Genomic DNA, 16,879 nt, shown 5'->3' on the forward strand with positions numbered 1-16,879 from the left:
TTGTGTAAGAGCTTAAATAACTAAGCCAAAAACTTACCTATATTTAGAAAACACGCCACATAAGCAAGTGTCTCATTATCATGGTGTATTTCTTGATGATTTTTGTACAAAACTATTCTATCACAGCTGCTTATCGCAAAAACAGAATCCACCTCCACTAAGCCATCTTGCTCTTTACCTAAGCAAAATCGAGCTAGTAAATTAAGTTTTGAGTTTCTATTACCTGCGATTAAACCAACAGGAAATTTAGAAGCTACCTCATTACAAATCTTTAGGTATTTATCTGTAACTTTTAAATCTTTATTCGGCTTTAAAACTCTAGAGTAAAATGGAATTCTATCACCAAAATCAGCAACTTTTGAGCCTGCAAATGGTGAAGCTATAAATACGCATTTATCGACATTTTTAAGTTGTAGCTCATATATGGCTTTACAGGTTATAAGACCACCCATACTATGAGCTATAAATGTGATTGATTTTGATTGAGGAATATTTTTTATAACCTCACACAAAGCTTTTATAGATGTATCCATATTTACAAATGTAGTGGGCAAATCTACAGCTATGATTTTTTCATAATCTTTACTAAAAAAATTTTTCAAAGTACGCATATCTTTACTATTTTTAATAAACCCATGCACCAACACCAAAACTTTATCTTTTTTCATTCATACTCACCAAAACTATAAGCTTTTATTTTATTTTTTTTAAGCATCAAATCCAAAGCCATAGGTATCTTTTAGGCTAATATTTGGCGCACTAAAATCAAGATAATCAGCGTAAACATCTTTACTGACCCAATCAACAGGATCAAGATCAGCTATAGTTATATTTTCAGCTAGTGCAAAACTAGTTGCAGCAACAATGCCAACAGGAGACTCCATCATACAACCTACCATACACGGTATATTTGCACTATCTGCAAGATGCTTGATTTTTTGAGCTTCAAGAATACCACCAGTTTTAGCTAACTTGATGTTTATCATATTACAAGCATTTTCATTAATAACTCTTTCAGCTTGATCAAAACTAAAAACACTCTCATCTGCTACTAAAGGCAAATCACTAAACGCTGTAAGTTCACTCATTGCTGAAATATCGTAATGTTTTACTGGCTGTTCTATGATCTCTGTATTTATAGAGTACCTACATAGTTCTTCAATAAACTGTTTTGTCTGCTTAACACTCCATCCTTGATTTGCATCAAATCTAAACCTTATATCATTAGTAAACTCAGAATCAATATATTTCAAAAGTTCGATATCTCGATTAAAATCAGCGCCTGTTTTCACTTTTACAGCATTAAACCCTGCATCCACACCATTTTGAATATTTATAAGAGTATCTTTAACACTACCACAACTAATAGATATATCTGTTTCTATAGTTCTATCACTAGCCCCAAGAAGACTAACTACAGATGTTTTCTGCTGTTTTGCTAGTAAGTCATGCAAAGCCAAATCTAAAGCCATTTTTGAGCCTGAATTAAACATAACCCTTGCAAATGCAGTTTCAATTATTTGCTTATAATCCTTAGTATCAGAACCAATAATAACAGGTGTAAAAAGTTCTTCAGCAATATACTTCATCCCTGCAAGGGTATCACCAGTAATCGCCGTAGTAGCTGGAGCAACTCCAAAACCAACTAAACCATCATCAGTAGTTATCTTTAAGACTAGAGAGTCTATATGGTTAGTACTTCTTACCGCTGTTGTAAAGGTTCTTTTTAAAGGTGTTTTAATTATGCTTGTTTCTACATCTATTATCTTACTCATACTGCAAATCCTGATATTATTTTAGCAACGATTAGACCACCTTGTGTTCCAATTAAAAAACCTAGTAATGACATTACAACCGCTATTGACACCAAACTTCTGGTGTAAGCACTAGCTAAGATAGGAGCACCAGCTATGCCACCAATATTAGCCAAAGAAGCTATAGAGCATATAGCTAAATTAAGTTTAAAGATTTTAGCTATAATCACCATAATAATACTATGAATAACAAGCACCATAAGCCCACACGTTATATATAGTGGAGCATTTGCTATACCTGTAAAGCTAGATCCAGAAGCTATTAAAGCAACTAAAAAATATAAAAAAATACTAGCCATAATACTGTCACTTCTTATTTTAGCTATAGGTGTCATTGCCACTATAAATCCAAAAACTGTAACCAAAAGTATTGTCCATGTTTTGGCAGAAATAAGCATTGTAACAGGTAAATATACCGATAATGTTTTAGCTAAATCAGTTGCTAAGAATGCCATAGCAAGTAACACAAATATTCCAGCAAAATTTATTTCACCTTTTAGCTTATATGGATCTTCTATATTAACTTTTTGAATATGTTCTTCTAATGATGAAGCCTTAACCCATTTATCAAAAACATTTGCCCTTGAGATTAAAGCAAATAAAAACGCAAACCAAATAGTATAGTTTACCGAGTCAGTTAAAAGGATATATCCCATTTGAGTATCAGGAGTGTGTAGTGATTGTTTAACAGCTAGCATATTTCCTGTGCCACCCATCCAGCTAGCAGATAGAGCCGAGAAACCTTTCCAAGCATCTGGTGATATATATTTGCCCAACACAAAATACATAATACTAAAAGCCACTATAATACTAAAACTAGCTCCAAAAAATGCTATAAGAAGTTTTCTACCTAGCTTAAATACCATACGAATATCACAACGAATGAGCATCAAAAACAACATCACAGGTAAAATTAAATCCTCAAGAGAAGACTTTGTTTGTTGTATATCTGTAGAAGTGTTATCCCACAATCCACATATAGATAGTAAGACTATACTAAAATATATAATCACTATTGCTGGTAAATATTCAAAAATCTTGTTTTTTGAATGTGTAGTTACATAAACAGCAACACTACATATAAGCAGTAAAGACGTAATATATGTTAAAGATGTTGTAATCATGGACTTAATGTAAAACTTTTTTTAATTTAAAAAAAACATTATACATTTAATCACGAAAGTATTGAACTATGATTTCAAAATATAAATGAGCTAATTTCTTACGTACTCGAAGCTTTTTATTTTTCACTTTTACTACCAATCTCATAGACAATAATGCCAGGTCAAAACAATAATTTCTTTACCTATTTTATAGTAATTTAACTTCAGCTTTAAAGACTTCTAAAACAACTTATCTATATATTTATAATACTCAAAATGCTATTATAATCACCTAAGAAAATATCAAAAAAATCATGGTTTTTAGAATTTTGAATAAAAAAATTAAACAGATACTTATATTTTTTGTAATTTTAAGTACATTCACTAGTGGTTTTTCTGCAACCTCTCGTAGCGAAATACAATACCTTGTAAAAAAATACGGATTATCTAGTGCTAAAATAAGTATAGCAACTCAAAGAACTCAATCTGGTGCAAACTTATATTCTTATGCTAAAAATAGACCAATGACACCAGCAAGCAACAATAAGGTTTTCACTATAGTTGCCGCACTTCTTACATTACCCAGTAACTTTACATTTTCAACAACTGTTAATTATAACTCTAACAAAGTAAAAAACCATGTTCTATATGGCAACCTATATATACAGTTCAGTGGTAATCCTTCTTTAACGGGTAGTCAGCTTGCTTCTTTAATTAAAAAAATCAAAACCTCTAAAGGTATAAAACAAATAACAGGCAATGTATACATTGTTGGTGTATTTTCTGGTGACTATATCCCTCAAGGCTGGTCTAAAGAAGATTCTGCATTATGCTATGGTGCTCCAGCTTCAAGCTTTACTTTAAATCGCAACTGTACAGTAATTAAACTTGCTAAAAACCCTAATAGCCTCTCAACAAGAGTAATAAAAATTAGTAATGCTAGTAATATCGACTTTATAAACTCTACCACCTATACTAGCTCATCTAAAGCTACTCAAATATCAATGAATGATGATAACCAAGTTTATATTAATGGTTATTTGTCACGTACTGCTGAGAGAATGTTTAGTCTTGCCATTAAAAACCCAGCTCTAAAAACATTAGATACTGTTAATGACTTCTTATCATCTAACGGTATAAAACATAACAGTGTAAAAATAACTAGCTCTATCCCTGCAGGGAATACAGTACAATTAAGTACAAACTCCGCTCGAATTGGTACTATCATAGATAGAACATTAAAGCATTCAGACAACTTATATGCAGAAACTATACTTAATACTGTAGGTCTTAAGCAAAAAGGCATTGGCTCAACTATCGCTGGCACCGAAGCTGTACAAGAAATTTTCTACAATAAACTTCACCTTAACACTACTAACCTTACTATGTATGATGGATCAGGCTTATCAAAGCTTGACAAAGTTACGCCTCAATTTATGGTTAGCTTTCTTTCTAAATCATTCAATAGCAAAATCGGAAGGAAATTTTATAACTACCTACCTGCTTCGGGTATGAATGGAACTATAGCTTATAGAATGGGTGGCAAACTCCTAGGAAAAGTACATGCTAAAACAGGTACTTTAAGTGGCGTATCTACACTTTCAGGTTATGTATTAACGGCAAAAAATCACCGTATAAGCTTTTCTATAATGCTTAATGATTTAAAATACTCTCAGCGTAATAGCGCTCGTAGATTCCAAGATAAAGTAGTTAATGTATTTTATAGGTACTTATAGTATGAAAAATTTAGTAAAACTTTTAACTTTAATAATTTGTTTAACAGTCCTAGCTTCTTGTGCTACTAAACAACCCAAAAATATCAACAATGCTTGTAGCATAATACATCAACACCCAGATTGGTATTATGATATGGTTGACTCTTATAATCGCTGGGGTATACCTATGAATGTTCAAATGGCTTTTGTTCGTCAGGAATCTTCTTTCAGAAGTGACGCTAAGCCCTCAATGAAATACTACTTAGGATTTATACCTGCTGGAAGAGCTTCATCTGCTTATGGATACTCGCAAGCACTTGACGGAACTTGGGATCATTATAAAAAGCAAACTAAACAGTCTTTTGTATCTAGAACTAGTTACGCTGATGCTGTAGATTTTATTGGTTGGTATTTAAACAATGTCCATAACAAAACGGGTATTAGTAAATCAAATACTTATGACCTTTATCTGGCATACCATGAAGGTATTGGCGGATATAAAAGAGGTAGTCATAAAAATAACTCTTTCCTGAAAAACTATGCAAGAAAAACAGCTGATGTGGCTAGAAAATACTCTAGTCAACTTCAACATTGTGAAGTTCCTAGCAAACCATTACTATCGTATATTTTCTAAAGGATAATCTATGCAAGTTACATCTCTATACAAATACAAGACTACCGTCCGCTTTTCAGATACAGATAAAAACGGCCATGTAAACAATGGTAAATATTTTGATTACTTTGAAGAGGCTCGTACCACTTGGGCTTATGAAGAGTCAGACCTTATGAAATGGGCAGAGGATAATGGTGTTCAATTTGTAATTGTTGAGCAATCTTGCAAATACATTCGCCCTCTACTTCACCCTGCAAATATTGAAGTTTCTCATCATATAGTTAAGTATGGTGCTGCAAGTATTGAATTTGAAGCTTATATAAAATTATGCAATAGTGAAGAGTTAATGGCTACAGCTAAAATCAAAATAGCCTGCTATAATCCTCGTACAAATAGACCAGAGAAAATTCCAGCTCATATAAAACAAACAATCTTAAAGAAAAATGACTGATACAAACAAACAAATTTTAAAAAAACTAGAAAAACAGATAGTCCGTAAAACTGCTCAAGCAATCAACCAATACAATATGGTTGAAGATGGCGATAAGATAATGGTGTGCTTATCTGGAGGTAAAGACTCTTACTGCCTACTAGAAACACTCATGATTTTACAAAAAAAAGCACCTATTAAATTTGATATAATCGCTGTAAACTTAGACCAAAAACAACCTGGCTTTCCAGAAGAGATTCTACCGAACTATCTACAGTCAAAAGGCGTAGATTTTCACATTATTGAGAGAGATACTTATAGCGTAGTCAAAGAAGTAATTCCTGAAGGTAAAACAACTTGTGGACTTTGTTCAAGAATGCGTCGCGGTATACTTTATGATTATGCAGTAGAAAATGGTATAACTAAGATTGCTCTAGGACATCATCGCGATGATATGATTGAAACTTTCTTTTTAAATATGTTTTACAATGGCTCAATAAAATCGATGCCCCCTAAGTTACTAAGTGATGATAAAAGAAACATTGTTATACGCCCTCTTGCATTTGTTAGCGAGAAAGAAACGGCACAGTATTCGGAGCTTAAAAAATTTCCAATTATCCCATGTAATCTCTGTGGCTCTCAAGATAATTTGCAAAGAGTATTTATCAAAGGTATGCTTAACAAGTGGGAAGAAAACAATCCCGATAGAAAAAATGTAATTTTTAAAGCACTATCTAACATCTCGCCCTCGCAAATGTTAGATAAAGAGCTTTTTAACTTTTTAAATATTACAAAAAATGATTTAAAACGATAAGGAGAACTTATGAAACTAAAAAAAATCGTAACTTTAATATCTTGCACGGCTATTACAGTTGCTATTAGCTCTTGTTCTACAAGCAAGCCAGAAACAGAAACTAAGACTACAGTTAAAGACTATGATATAAAACAAGCAACCACTGCTAAAGTCGAACCTAAGCCTGAAGCTAAACCACAAACTAAAGCTAAAGCTGAAAAAACAGTATTAAAAATGAATGCTGATGCTAGTTACACTGTTGGCTACCAAGTAGGTAGTGGGATTGCAGGTCAAGGTTTTGGGTTAAACGACTCAAAAGCTACTGCTGGATTTGAAGATGCTATGAATGGTGTTGAGTCAAAAATTTCTGAAACTGATATAAGAAGGAACATGGATTCTTTAAAAGATAAAATGATCAAAAAGCAGCTAGAAGTTTCTAGAGAAAATAAAACAAACTCTGAAGACTTTATGGATAAGGTTTCTAAAATTGATAACATCGTTAAAGTAAACGATAAAGTTTACTACCAGATGATTAAACAAGGTGATGGTCAAAAGCCGAATGAAAATAGTACAGTAACTATTGCTTATAAAGGAACTACCCCAGTGCCTGCTTACAAAAAAGACAACGCTGAATTTAGTGATGTCGAGAAAGGTACCTTAATCGGTAAATCGTTTGATTCAAATGATAGTGCGACATTCCCTTTACCAAACTTAATCCAATGCTGGAAAGATGCTATCCCTGAAATCACAACAGGCTCAACTATAGTACTTTACTGTGCTTCTGATGTTGCTTACGGTTCTCGTGCACCTGCTACAATAGGTCCTAACCAAGCATTATCTTTTAAAATTACTTTAAAAGATTTTAAATAACACAAATTAATCCCTTTATCTCTATAAAGAAAATCATTGAAACTAACTATAATAGATTTTTAAGAAATTTTTCTAAACTTATACCTTTATAAAAATCATGATTTGAGGATTTTTCAATATATAGGTAATCATATAAACTCTTATCAAAGTGATACTTAAAATGTTCCTCATCTGAAAGTGCTATGTGTGATTCTGTCATTATTTTACCACTTTCAAACCTTAACCTTGATGGTGAGAAACATAATATTTTAGGAACATTAAAACCTTGTTTAATAGATTTCCATAATATCGTACCACCTATACTAAATCCTATAGCTATGTCATATTTACTACTATTTTTTGATAGCTTATAAACTCCTATATCAATTCCTCTTTCAGTAAATTCAGTATGAATATCTTTTTCTTTATAGTAATTATTTATACCACAGTACTCAGGTGTGGATAACATGTCGCAAGAAAAACCTAACTTATCAAAAAAATAAAGAGTCTTCTTTAAGTACTCTGACTTATCATTTACTCCAAACATGTCACTTAGAATTAAGACAGAATTAGACATTTACGCATCCTTGCATCATGAGACTAATTTTTATAAAAGATATACTTCTAAGAATACTTTCTAACTCTTTCTCTTCACAGCTATATCACATAGCAACTCAAGAGCTTTTTTATAGTCACTATCAGCTAAAAAGCTAATTGACTGTTTTGCCAAATCTGCATATTCACAAGCTTTTTTGTAAGAGTACTCTATAGCTCCACTATTTTTTATAATACCAACTATCTGGGAAATATCATATTCACCCTTCTCGATAGCATTTACTATAATCGCTTGATCTTCTGCCGAAGAATTTGCTAGAGCATAAATCGTTGGTAGCGTCATCTTACCTTCATCAAGATCATCTCCGACATTTTTACCCAAACTTTCAGCATCAGATACATAATCAAGTACATCATCTGCTATTTGAAAAGCATTACCAAGATAAACACCGAAGTCTTTAATACTTTTAGAATTTGTTTTATAAGTTTCTTTATCTAAACTAATAACCCCAGCTAACTCGCAAGCAGCTTCAAAAAGTTTAGCAGTTTTGCAATATATAACATTTACATAGTCTTTTTCTGATAGTTCTGAATTTCTTGCGTTTAGAAGCTGTAGCACTTCTCCCTCAGAGATCTTATTTGTAGCGTCAGCAAGTATCTGCATTATCTGCATATTATTTAAGCCAACCATCATTTGAAAAGCTCTTGAATAAAGAAAATCTCCAGTCAAAACACTAGCAGCATTACCAAATACATTGTTAGCAGTTTCTTTACCCCTACGCAAATGAGAGTCATCAACGACATCATCATGAAGTAAGGTGGCTGTGTGAATAAACTCAATAATTGCAGCAGATGATAAATGCTCATCTCCCTTATAGTCTAATGCTCTAGCAAATAGCATCACAAGCAATGGACGTAACCTTTTGCCGCCACTATTAATTATATAATGGCTAATTTGATTTATAAGAACTACATCTGATGATAATGAGTCAATAATGTACTTATTATTTCCATCAATATCTGCTTTGATTAAATGCTGAATATCTTTAATTTCTTGCATGAGTATATATCTAGGTAAATTAGTTAATGTAAAGGATAATAAAGCTAAATACTTTTATCAATGTTTAATTGCTTTGATAAACCTTATTCGTATGAAGTTTTTATTAGTTGAAATATCTCTTTGAAAGATTTATTTGGTTTATTTTTTTCAACTTCTTTATTATGATTTCTAATAAGTTGTCTTAATTTCTGCACATCTATATTTGGACAGTCCACTATTAGCTTCTCTAAAGCATCCTTTGATTTCTCAGGATCTACCAAGTTATCTCGCATATTTTCTATACGATGAAACAAAAGATTTGCCTCTTTATCTTGATTAGTCGCAACATCATAAGCTTTATGCAACTCTTCTATATTATCAACTTTTCTTAAAAGTTTACCAATAAACTGAACCTGTCTTTTGAGGGCAATTTTTTGCATAGATTTTGCATCTTTTATATTTTCTCTAACAGTTTCTGTAAGAGGAATTTTTGCTAACTGAGCATTATTGAGCTCAATCAAAGATCTACCAAAATCGGTAATCTCATCCATATCTTTTTTAACACTACTTTTACTTCTACTTAGTCTATAGTGCGAAGCTTCTTCTTCATGCTTGATTCTATCGATCTCATCAAGATCTATTACTTTTCCCATAACTTAACTTAGATATTTTTATATACGATAATATAGGATATAATCTTACACTATCGAAGAGGTTTAATCACGCAAAGTATCAGGAGAAAGACTAAATGTTTAATCATGACTTAGATAATCTAAAGAATTCCGACAAAGAAATATTTGAAGCTGTAGAGCTAGAAGTAAGAAGACAACACGAACATGTTGAACTAATAGCATCTGAAAACTATGCAAGTCCAGCTGTAATGGAAGCACAAGGTTCACAACTTACAAATAAATATGCTGAAGGCTACCATGGTAAAAGATACTATGGTGGTTGTGAGTTTGTTGATATTGCTGAAAGATTAGCTATAGAAAGAGCATGCGAACTTTTTAAAGTTGATTATGCTAATGTACAGCCTCACTCAGGCTCTCAAGCAAATGCTGCTGTTTACAATGCCGTATTAAAACCAGGCGATACAGTACTAGGCATGGATCTAAGTGCTGGTGGACACCTTACTCACGGAAGTAAAGTAAACTTCTCAGGTAAAATTTATAACTCTATTCAATATGGTTTAAATAGTGAAGGCGATATAGATTATACTCAAGTTGCTGAACTTGCTAAAGAGCATAAACCTAAAATGATTATTGCTGGTTTTTCTGCTTTTTCTGGTGTTATAAACTGGGAAAAATTTAGAGAAATCGCTGACTCTGTAGATGCTGTACTTATGGCAGATATAGCTCATGTAGCTGGTCTTGTGGCTGCTGGTGTTTATCCAAGCCCATTCCCTTTTGTAGATGTGGCTACTACGACTACTCATAAAACATTGCGTGGCCCTCGTGGTGGCTTAATCCTATGTAATAACAACCCTGACTTAGCTAAGAAATTTAATTCTGCTATATTCCCAGGTATTCAAGGAGGCCCTTTAATGCATGTGATAGCTGCTAAAGCTGTAGCATTTAAAGAAGCATTAAAACCTAGTTTCGTTGACTATCAAAAGCAAGTACTTAAAAATGCTAAAGCCCTTGAAAAAGCTCTTAAAGAAAGAAATATCAACATAATCTCAGGCGGTACAGATAATCATCTTTTGCTACTAGATATTACTAGTACTGAATTTTCTGGCAAAGAAGCTGAAGCGGCTTTAGGTAGAGCAAATATCACAGTAAATAAAAACTCTATTCCTAATGATCCTCGTTCACCATTTGTAACTTCTGGTCTAAGAATTGGTAGCCCAGCTATTACCACTCGTGGCTTCAAAGAAGCTGAGTGTGAGTTAGTAGGTAATTTATTAGCTGATGTTGTATTTAACTGCGGTAATGAAGAAATTGAAAAAGAAGTTGCAGCAAAAATCTTAAATCTTTGTAATAAGTTCCCTGTTTATAAATAAACTTATTACTCTGCATAAATTCTTAACAATCATATAAATTAATATTCCAAATCATTAGCATCTATGTTTTTATAATGTGGTGCTAAATATTCTTTGAACTGTATCGCTAAAATAGTCTTATGGCCCAACAAATGTGCCTTACATACTCTATGCATACCATCAAATATTTTACCATCATTACATAAAATTATAGGGTAGCTTAGATCTGCTTGATTGATAAGCTTAATGTGCTCTACTACATTTTTACAAGTTGGTTTAGCTCCACCTAGCTCATACCAGTATTGCGTATCAAACTCTTTAATTGTATCTAACTTTATTTCTCTAGGTTCAAGGTTTTTAGAAAGGGTAATTATTTTGTTAACATCCCAAATCAAGACATCTTCTTCATATTTTCTAAAATGATATTGCTGTCTAAGCATGAAAAATTCCTTATATAAAAACTAACTCAACAAAGCTTGTAGCTTATCAAAACAATAACTTTTTTCTCGATAATTATATAGGTCTTCAGCTTTAGCTATAGCGACTATATTAAAGATCTCTTCAATAGCTTCTATTCTTTTACTTCGATAAGTTGTTAGCTCATCAACTAATGAAATCAGTTTTTTATTATAAGCCCACTGCTGATCTGCCAAACAATGGTAATACTTCTCAGGCAGATTTGCTTGCTTAACCCTAGTATAATGATCTTGACTTGTTTCAAGCTTATTAACTAGTTCAACAACACTCTCATCAAGCCAAGCTTTAGATAGAAATATCGCCTGTGATTCTGCTAATACAAACGGTAAAGTTTTCCAAGGAAGACCTACAAAAGCTAACGAATAATATTTCTCATGAATTAACTCACCATATAGTGGTTTAACCATATTATTTTTTGTAGAAATAATCTCATCATTCAAAAATGGAAAGCTATATTTATATCCAGTACAAAAAATTACATTATCAAATTTTATGGTTGAGCCAAACTGTGTTTCTGCAATACATTCATCCCCAACTTTTTTTATTGACTTAATTTGAGATACAAATCTTATACCTTCTACATTAGCTAAGTTCTGTTTTTCTGAAGTTTTATCAATAATTTTCTGAGATACAAAAACTTCTCGACCTGACTCTAACAAGTCTCTAGCAATATCATTACCCGAAGAAGAGTAACCAATACATAAAATTCTAGCTCCAAAGCTTGTTGGAACTCTATAGCTTTTGCTATGACTCACATGCTCTTTGGCATTTGCTTCAATAAATACATCATCCGGGAAATTTGGGGTTTCATAGTGGCCATTACATATAGCTATATAATCAAACTCTTCTGATTTCTCACTGATACCATCTTTATAGAAAAGTTGCCATTTAGTGAGGTGATTATCTTTTTCAATTGGAACAGTATCTATAACTTCACACTCAAATTTTATAACCTTATCAACACACCAAGCATTACAGTTATTAGCTAAATAATCTCTCACTTCAGCATAACCAGGAAAAGACTCTTCATTCCCGTATGAAACTAACTGATCTTCAAAAGCCATAATCTCTTTAGGCAAGTTAGTTCTTAAGTTATCATATACCACCCCAGCTCCACTGTAATTCCAAACTCCAGCTGTACTCATATTCTTCTCAAAAACAGTTACTATAAAGCCAGCATCTAAAAATTTCTTAGCACAAATTATACCACTAGCGCCTGCACCAATTACTGCAACTCGCTTACTCATAGTTTTAACTCTCTATACTACATTTATATCCACTGAACTTACGGATATTTATAACACCTGTATCAAATATCAGATACTGTCCTTTTATGCCCACAAGCTTGGCATTGATAATAGGGTCTTTATCAAAATTGAATGATTTTATCTTTAATGGGTATTGCTCTACTGGGAAATTTATATATTGAACTTTTGATTCAACAGGCTCAACACTATTTTCACCATACTTGGCTCTTATCTCAGCTATTTTGTCTTTTGACTTCTCTAATAACTCATCTCTCATAGCTAGTAAATCTAAATTCTCAGGTTCTCCCTGTAGCATCTTACGCCAGTTTGTTTTATCAGCTATATTTTCTTTTATAGCAACCTCTACAAGGCCGGATAATAGTCTATTTTCTACTGCAAATATTGGTAGCGCGTAAGCTGCTCCTTGATCTATCCATCTTGATGGTACATTTTTTATCTTAGTAATACCTACCTTCATATTACCTGTGTTAGATAAGTAAACAATATGAGTTTTCATACAGTTTGCTTCACCCCAACTAGAATCTCGACAAGTCCCTTCGGCATAATGACAAAGCTCTGGTTTTACAATACATATATCACACTCAGGTAATCTGCGCATACACATAAAACAATGCCCTTGCGAATAACTTTTCTTTGTTTTAGTACCACAAGATACACAATTGATTTCACCAAGAAATTCGATCTTAATATTTTTACCAATAAAATCATTAAACTTAATATCATCAATCTGATAAATAGCATTGTTTTGATCGTCTAATGTAGTAGTCATTTTACGAAGATTTATAGTTGAGGGCTGAGTCATAGTTTTTTAGTTAAAAAATAAATATCTTACTAGAATACCAAATATTATAAATGAGTTAAAATGCTTATCGTATTTAGTTATAATTTATATACTAAAATTAATAGATATTTTCTTATGAGTGTAAGACTAGATAAATGGCTTTGGGCAGCAAGATTTTATAAAACTCGTGCATTAGCTAAAAAAGCTATCGAGGGTGGTAAAGTGCATTTTCAAGGTCATAAAACTAAAGTCAGTAAAACTGTAAGTGTTGGGGACGAGTATCAAATCCAACAATCACATATTAAGAAAACAATAATTGTACTAGCCCTTGATGATATTAGAAAACAAGCAACCGAAGCTCAAAAATTATACTCAGAAACTGCTGAAAGTATAGTTCAACGAGAAAAGGAAACTGAATTAAGAAAGTCTGCTAGTTTTTTAAGTGCTGATAAACCCACTAAAAAGCAACGCCGTGAGATTATAAATTTTAAGAGAAAGGAGGATAGGCAGTAGATGCTATTTAGATTTGATAGTACTTTGAAGCGCTTTCTTAATAGCTTGAGAAGCATTTTTAGAATCCCCAATAGTAGTTCTAATCATTTTTTCAGCATCTTTTTGTTTATAGCCAAGAGCCATAAGAGCATCTACAGATTCGTTAAATACTGAGCCTCCTTGAGGTGCTTCATTAACACTTGCATGTGATGTAGTTATATCACTACCCATAGCATCTTCTTGACCATGAATCTCATTAGCAAGTTTTAAAAGCTTATCATAGATTTCTACAACTAATCTTTCCGCTGTTTTTTTACCAATACCTGGCACTGTTGCTAATAAACCATAGTCTTTATTTTCGATACAGTGAAGTAGTGTCTTACAATCCATTCCTGAAAGTATCGCAATAGCAGTTCTTGCTCCTATTCCACTTACTTTGATTAATTCTTGAAATACTTTTTTATCAACTTTAGTCTTAAAACCATAAAGTTGTTGAGCATCTTCTCTGACAACAAAATGTGTAAATAATGATACTTCAGTATTAGCATCTCCTAGCGAGTAGAAAGTAGTCATTGGTACAGATACTTCATAACCTAAACCACCCACATCTATAAGTAATGCCGCTGGATCTTTCTCTAGTAAATTACCTTTTATAAAACTTATCATAAGTTATCTTTTTATTTATGAACATGTATAAAAGATAGAATAAAGCTTATTGATTAACAATCAAGTTAATCCTTTTAATAAACAACGATTTATATAAATGTTTTATAATTTTTTCTAACCCATCTTTTCGTTTTTTCTGGAACTTTAGAATGTTTATATAAGTTTTCAAAAAATCTCAGCTTTAAATCATCTTCACAACCATACATCTCATCTAATAACTGTCCAAACTGTTCTGCTATAAGGGTATCTTCTTTTTCTCCTAAATTCATAAATATCTTTCTACATCTATTTGAAAAGTACGCTTGCATCGCTTGCTCAATCCAAGCAATAACTTCTTTAGAGATTGGATTATTCTCTTTAGCACTTATAAAACCTTTATACCAAATAGCATGCTTTAATCTAGCGTATTTTCTTCCATATAAATTATAAACTGCAGCATGAATTTTCTCTCCCATCTTTATGCCATAGTCACTACTTGGGTCTGTTTTAATATTTAAGCTAATTTCATCACAAATATTCTTCCATTTTACTGTAAACATTTTTGCAGATATTTTTTTCTTTGACTGTAAATCTTTTTGTAGCTGTTCATATTGCTGTATTTCAAGATCATCCAATATTTCTTTAATACTATCATCCTGATGGATTTCTCTCATATTATGTTCCTTAATTAGCTTAAATATTTCATTAAAATCAAACTTTTCATTTTTACTTTTAGTTATTGCAACTTCTAGTATCTCTACCATTGATTGTAAATGTATTTGTTGCTTTTGAAGAAGCTTTAATTGAAGATTCAAACTTTTACTTATATCAAGGTTATTGCTTAAAATCTCTTTTACTTGCTTTAAGTTAAAACCAAAAACTTTTAATGCAATAATATTTTGGAGTTTTATTAAATCTTTCTCTGAATATATTCTATAACCATTTGAGGTTCTTATTGGTACTAATAAGCCAATTTTATCATAATGATATAAAGCCTTAATAGAGACTCCTGTTAGACTACTAATTTCTTTTGTATACCACTGCATAAATCTAGAGTTTCAAATAGTTGATAATAGAATTATAAAGTATTACCTAAGGTTACGGTCAAACACTTTTTTGAATGTTATTTACTCTTAAATAGTTTCATTAAGGTAGCAATCTACAACAAATAATAGATTTTTGAAAAAGCATTAGTTTTAAATGTATTATTTTAGTCTGCCATGTACAATCTTTTTAGCTCCAGTCATACGAGCTAATGATTTACTGCTATGATAATGGCATATTGCTATAGCTAGAGCATCTGCAGCATCTTCTGGTGGCTTTTTACTTAAACCAAGTAATGATTGCACCATGTGTTGGATTTGTGACTTAGCTGCTCCACCATTACCAACTACGGCCTGCTTTACTTGTTTAGCAGAATATTCGCTTACTTCTAAATTATTTATCGCAAGTGTACACATTGCTACACCACGAGCTTGCCCTAGTTTTAAAGCTCCACCTGGGTTTTGAAACATAAATATCTGCTCTATCGCTGATTCAGTAGGAGCATAAGTATTTATGACTTGTGTGATCCCATCAGCGATTTGCTTTAGGCGGTTAGCTGTAGCTTCTTCTGTGATTCTGATACAACCACTAGCTACATAGTAGATTTTATTATCTTGGATTTTGATAACCCCAAAGCCTGTAACTCTTGAGCCAGGGTCTATTCCTAAGATTACCATTTTAGATTAGCAGGTTTTTGATTAAGTTTAGTAAGCATGAAATCTTCTATCTTTTGCCAAGTATTTTGAGTAATACTAAACATTTCAGTATCACGGACTCGCCCACCTTTCACAACCTTATGGGAAAGTAATTTGCCTTCATAATTCAAACCAATACCTTTCATCGCAGCAACAGATCTTTTATTTTCAGCATCAGCTTTTAATTGAACTCGGTTTAATTGAAATTTTTCTATAAGTGTCTTGAATAGATAATATTTAAATATTAGATTATATCCAGTGCCCTGATAATTTTTTGCTAACCAAGTTTTACCTACTTCAACACTTTTATTGTAATCATCAATATCATAAATAGATGTCACACCAAAAATCTTATTAGTAGAATTATCAATCAAACTCAAAAAAATCAACTTTCTATCATTTATTAACTTTAATTGTTCTATTTCAAACTCTTTAAAACTTTTATAATCATTCAAAAACCATTCAAAAAAATCAAAATCAAAACAATCATCTAACGCAACAAAGTCATCCTTATCATAAGGTTTAATAGACACATAGCAATTAGAGATATTAATTTTTGAAAGTTTATCAAATAGCATGAGGCGA

At 32.1% G+C, this 16,879-nt stretch carries 20 protein-coding genes; 7 read left to right on the forward strand and 13 right to left on the reverse strand.

Annotation, left to right across the window (positions count from 1 at the left end; genetic code table 11):
• Positions 1-20 precede the first annotated feature (20 nt).
• From CDH04_RS06240 to CDH04_RS06250, 3 genes are read right to left on the reverse strand one after another with little or no spacing between them, the layout of a single operon-like run.
• A complete protein-coding gene (locus tag CDH04_RS06240; protein WP_112870207.1) occupies positions 21-668 on the reverse strand; it encodes an alpha/beta hydrolase in 648 nt (215 codons plus the stop codon).
• Between the two features lie 39 nt (positions 669-707).
• Positions 708-1,775 (reverse strand): dipeptide epimerase, encoded by a 1,068-nt coding sequence (locus tag CDH04_RS06245; protein ID WP_112870208.1) that lies wholly within the window; start codon positions 1,773-1,775, stop codon positions 708-710.
• Entirely contained in the window at positions 1,772-2,938 is a 1,167-nt protein-coding gene (locus tag CDH04_RS06250; protein ID WP_112870209.1) for a DUF819 family protein, read from the reverse strand. The genes CDH04_RS06245 and CDH04_RS06250 overlap by 4 nt, the downstream gene beginning before the upstream one ends.
• 308 nt (positions 2,939-3,246) lie before the next feature.
• Here CDH04_RS06250 and dacB point away from each other — a divergent pair, with 308 nt between their 5' ends.
• The 5 genes from dacB to CDH04_RS06275 are packed head-to-tail and all read left to right on the forward strand — an operon-like array spanning position 3,247 to position 7,338.
• The gene (gene dacB, locus CDH04_RS06255) at positions 3,247-4,653 is read left to right on the forward strand and encodes a D-alanyl-D-alanine carboxypeptidase/D-alanyl-D-alanine endopeptidase (RefSeq protein ID WP_409254753.1); all 1,407 of its coding nucleotides are present in this window, start codon (positions 3,247-3,249) and stop codon (positions 4,651-4,653) included.
• A gap of 1 nt (position 4,654) precedes the next feature.
• The gene (locus CDH04_RS06260) at positions 4,655-5,266 is read left to right on the forward strand and encodes a transglycosylase SLT domain-containing protein (protein ID WP_112870915.1); all 612 of its coding nucleotides are present in this window, start codon (positions 4,655-4,657) and stop codon (positions 5,264-5,266) included.
• A 10-nt stretch (positions 5,267-5,276) separates the two neighbouring features.
• Entirely contained in the window at positions 5,277-5,696 is a 420-nt protein-coding gene (locus CDH04_RS06265) for an acyl-CoA thioesterase (protein ID WP_112870211.1), read from the forward strand.
• Positions 5,689-6,489: a tRNA 2-thiocytidine(32) synthetase TtcA gene (gene ttcA, locus CDH04_RS06270; RefSeq protein WP_112870212.1), complete on the forward strand. Its 801-nt coding sequence runs from the start codon at positions 5,689-5,691 to the stop codon at positions 6,487-6,489. Before CDH04_RS06265 ends, ttcA begins: the two co-directional genes overlap by 8 nt.
• A 9-nt stretch (positions 6,490-6,498) precedes the next feature.
• The gene (locus tag CDH04_RS06275) at positions 6,499-7,338 is read left to right on the forward strand and encodes an FKBP-type peptidyl-prolyl cis-trans isomerase N-terminal domain-containing protein (protein WP_112870213.1); all 840 of its coding nucleotides are present in this window, start codon (positions 6,499-6,501) and stop codon (positions 7,336-7,338) included.
• A gap of 46 nt (positions 7,339-7,384) precedes the next feature.
• Here CDH04_RS06275 and CDH04_RS06280 read toward each other — a convergent pair whose 3' ends face one another.
• The 3 genes from CDH04_RS06280 to yjgA all read right to left on the reverse strand — a co-directional run bounded on the left by CDH04_RS06280 (position 7,385) and on the right by yjgA (position 9,564).
• Entirely contained in the window at positions 7,385-7,894 is a 510-nt protein-coding gene (locus CDH04_RS06280) for a hypothetical protein (protein WP_112870214.1), read from the reverse strand.
• A gap of 60 nt (positions 7,895-7,954) precedes the next feature.
• Complete coding sequence (locus CDH04_RS06285) at positions 7,955-8,932, reverse strand: polyprenyl synthetase family protein (RefSeq protein ID WP_112870215.1); 978 nt, start codon at positions 8,930-8,932, stop codon at positions 7,955-7,957.
• Positions 8,933-9,015: 83 nt separating this feature from the next.
• Positions 9,016-9,564, reverse strand: a complete 549-nt coding sequence (gene yjgA, locus CDH04_RS06290; protein WP_112870216.1) for a ribosome biogenesis factor YjgA — start codon at positions 9,562-9,564, stop codon at positions 9,016-9,018.
• 95 nt (positions 9,565-9,659) lie between these two features.
• Here yjgA and glyA point away from each other — a divergent pair, with 95 nt between their 5' ends.
• Positions 9,660-10,913: a serine hydroxymethyltransferase gene (glyA, locus tag CDH04_RS06295; RefSeq protein WP_112870217.1), complete on the forward strand. Its 1,254-nt coding sequence runs from the start codon at positions 9,660-9,662 to the stop codon at positions 10,911-10,913.
• Positions 10,914-10,951: 38 nt separating this feature from the next.
• Here glyA and CDH04_RS06300 read toward each other — a convergent pair whose 3' ends face one another.
• From CDH04_RS06300 to CDH04_RS06310, 3 genes are read right to left on the reverse strand one after another with little or no spacing between them, the layout of a single operon-like run.
• Complete coding sequence (locus CDH04_RS06300) at positions 10,952-11,332, reverse strand: hypothetical protein (protein WP_112870218.1); 381 nt, start codon at positions 11,330-11,332, stop codon at positions 10,952-10,954.
• 21 nt (positions 11,333-11,353) lie between these two features.
• The gene (locus tag CDH04_RS06305) at positions 11,354-12,616 is read right to left on the reverse strand and encodes an NAD(P)-binding domain-containing protein (RefSeq protein ID WP_112870219.1); all 1,263 of its coding nucleotides are present in this window, start codon (positions 12,614-12,616) and stop codon (positions 11,354-11,356) included.
• A gap of 4 nt (positions 12,617-12,620) precedes the next feature.
• Positions 12,621-13,439, reverse strand: coding sequence for a DUF2797 domain-containing protein (locus CDH04_RS06310; RefSeq protein WP_234393390.1), 819 nt, complete (start codon positions 13,437-13,439; stop codon positions 12,621-12,623).
• Between the two features lie 114 nt (positions 13,440-13,553).
• Between CDH04_RS06310 and CDH04_RS06315 the strand changes: the two genes are divergently transcribed.
• Entirely contained in the window at positions 13,554-13,931 is a 378-nt protein-coding gene (locus tag CDH04_RS06315; protein ID WP_112870917.1) for an RNA-binding S4 domain-containing protein, read from the forward strand.
• A 3-nt stretch (positions 13,932-13,934) separates the two neighbouring features.
• Here the strand turns inward: CDH04_RS06315 and ruvA are convergent, their stop codons facing one another.
• The 4 genes from ruvA to CDH04_RS06335 all read right to left on the reverse strand — a co-directional run bounded on the left by ruvA (position 13,935) and on the right by CDH04_RS06335 (position 16,872).
• Complete coding sequence (gene ruvA / locus CDH04_RS06320; protein ID WP_112870220.1) at positions 13,935-14,576, reverse strand: Holliday junction branch migration protein RuvA; 642 nt, start codon at positions 14,574-14,576, stop codon at positions 13,935-13,937.
• An 89-nt stretch (positions 14,577-14,665) separates the two neighbouring features.
• On the reverse strand, positions 14,666-15,601 hold the full coding sequence (locus CDH04_RS06325; protein WP_112870221.1) for a MerR family transcriptional regulator: 936 nt from the start codon (positions 15,599-15,601) through the stop codon (positions 14,666-14,668).
• A 159-nt stretch (positions 15,602-15,760) separates the two neighbouring features.
• Complete coding sequence (ruvC, locus tag CDH04_RS06330) at positions 15,761-16,276, reverse strand: crossover junction endodeoxyribonuclease RuvC (RefSeq protein WP_112870222.1); 516 nt, start codon at positions 16,274-16,276, stop codon at positions 15,761-15,763.
• Positions 16,270-16,872: a GNAT family N-acetyltransferase gene (locus tag CDH04_RS06335; protein ID WP_112870223.1), complete on the reverse strand. Its 603-nt coding sequence runs from the start codon at positions 16,870-16,872 to the stop codon at positions 16,270-16,272. The genes ruvC and CDH04_RS06335 overlap by 7 nt, the downstream gene beginning before the upstream one ends.
• Between the last annotated feature and the right edge of the window lie 7 nt (positions 16,873-16,879).

It is taken from the genome of Francisella adeliensis (assembly GCF_003290445.1).
Taxonomy (GTDB): domain Bacteria; phylum Pseudomonadota; class Gammaproteobacteria; order Francisellales; family Francisellaceae; genus Francisella; species Francisella adeliensis.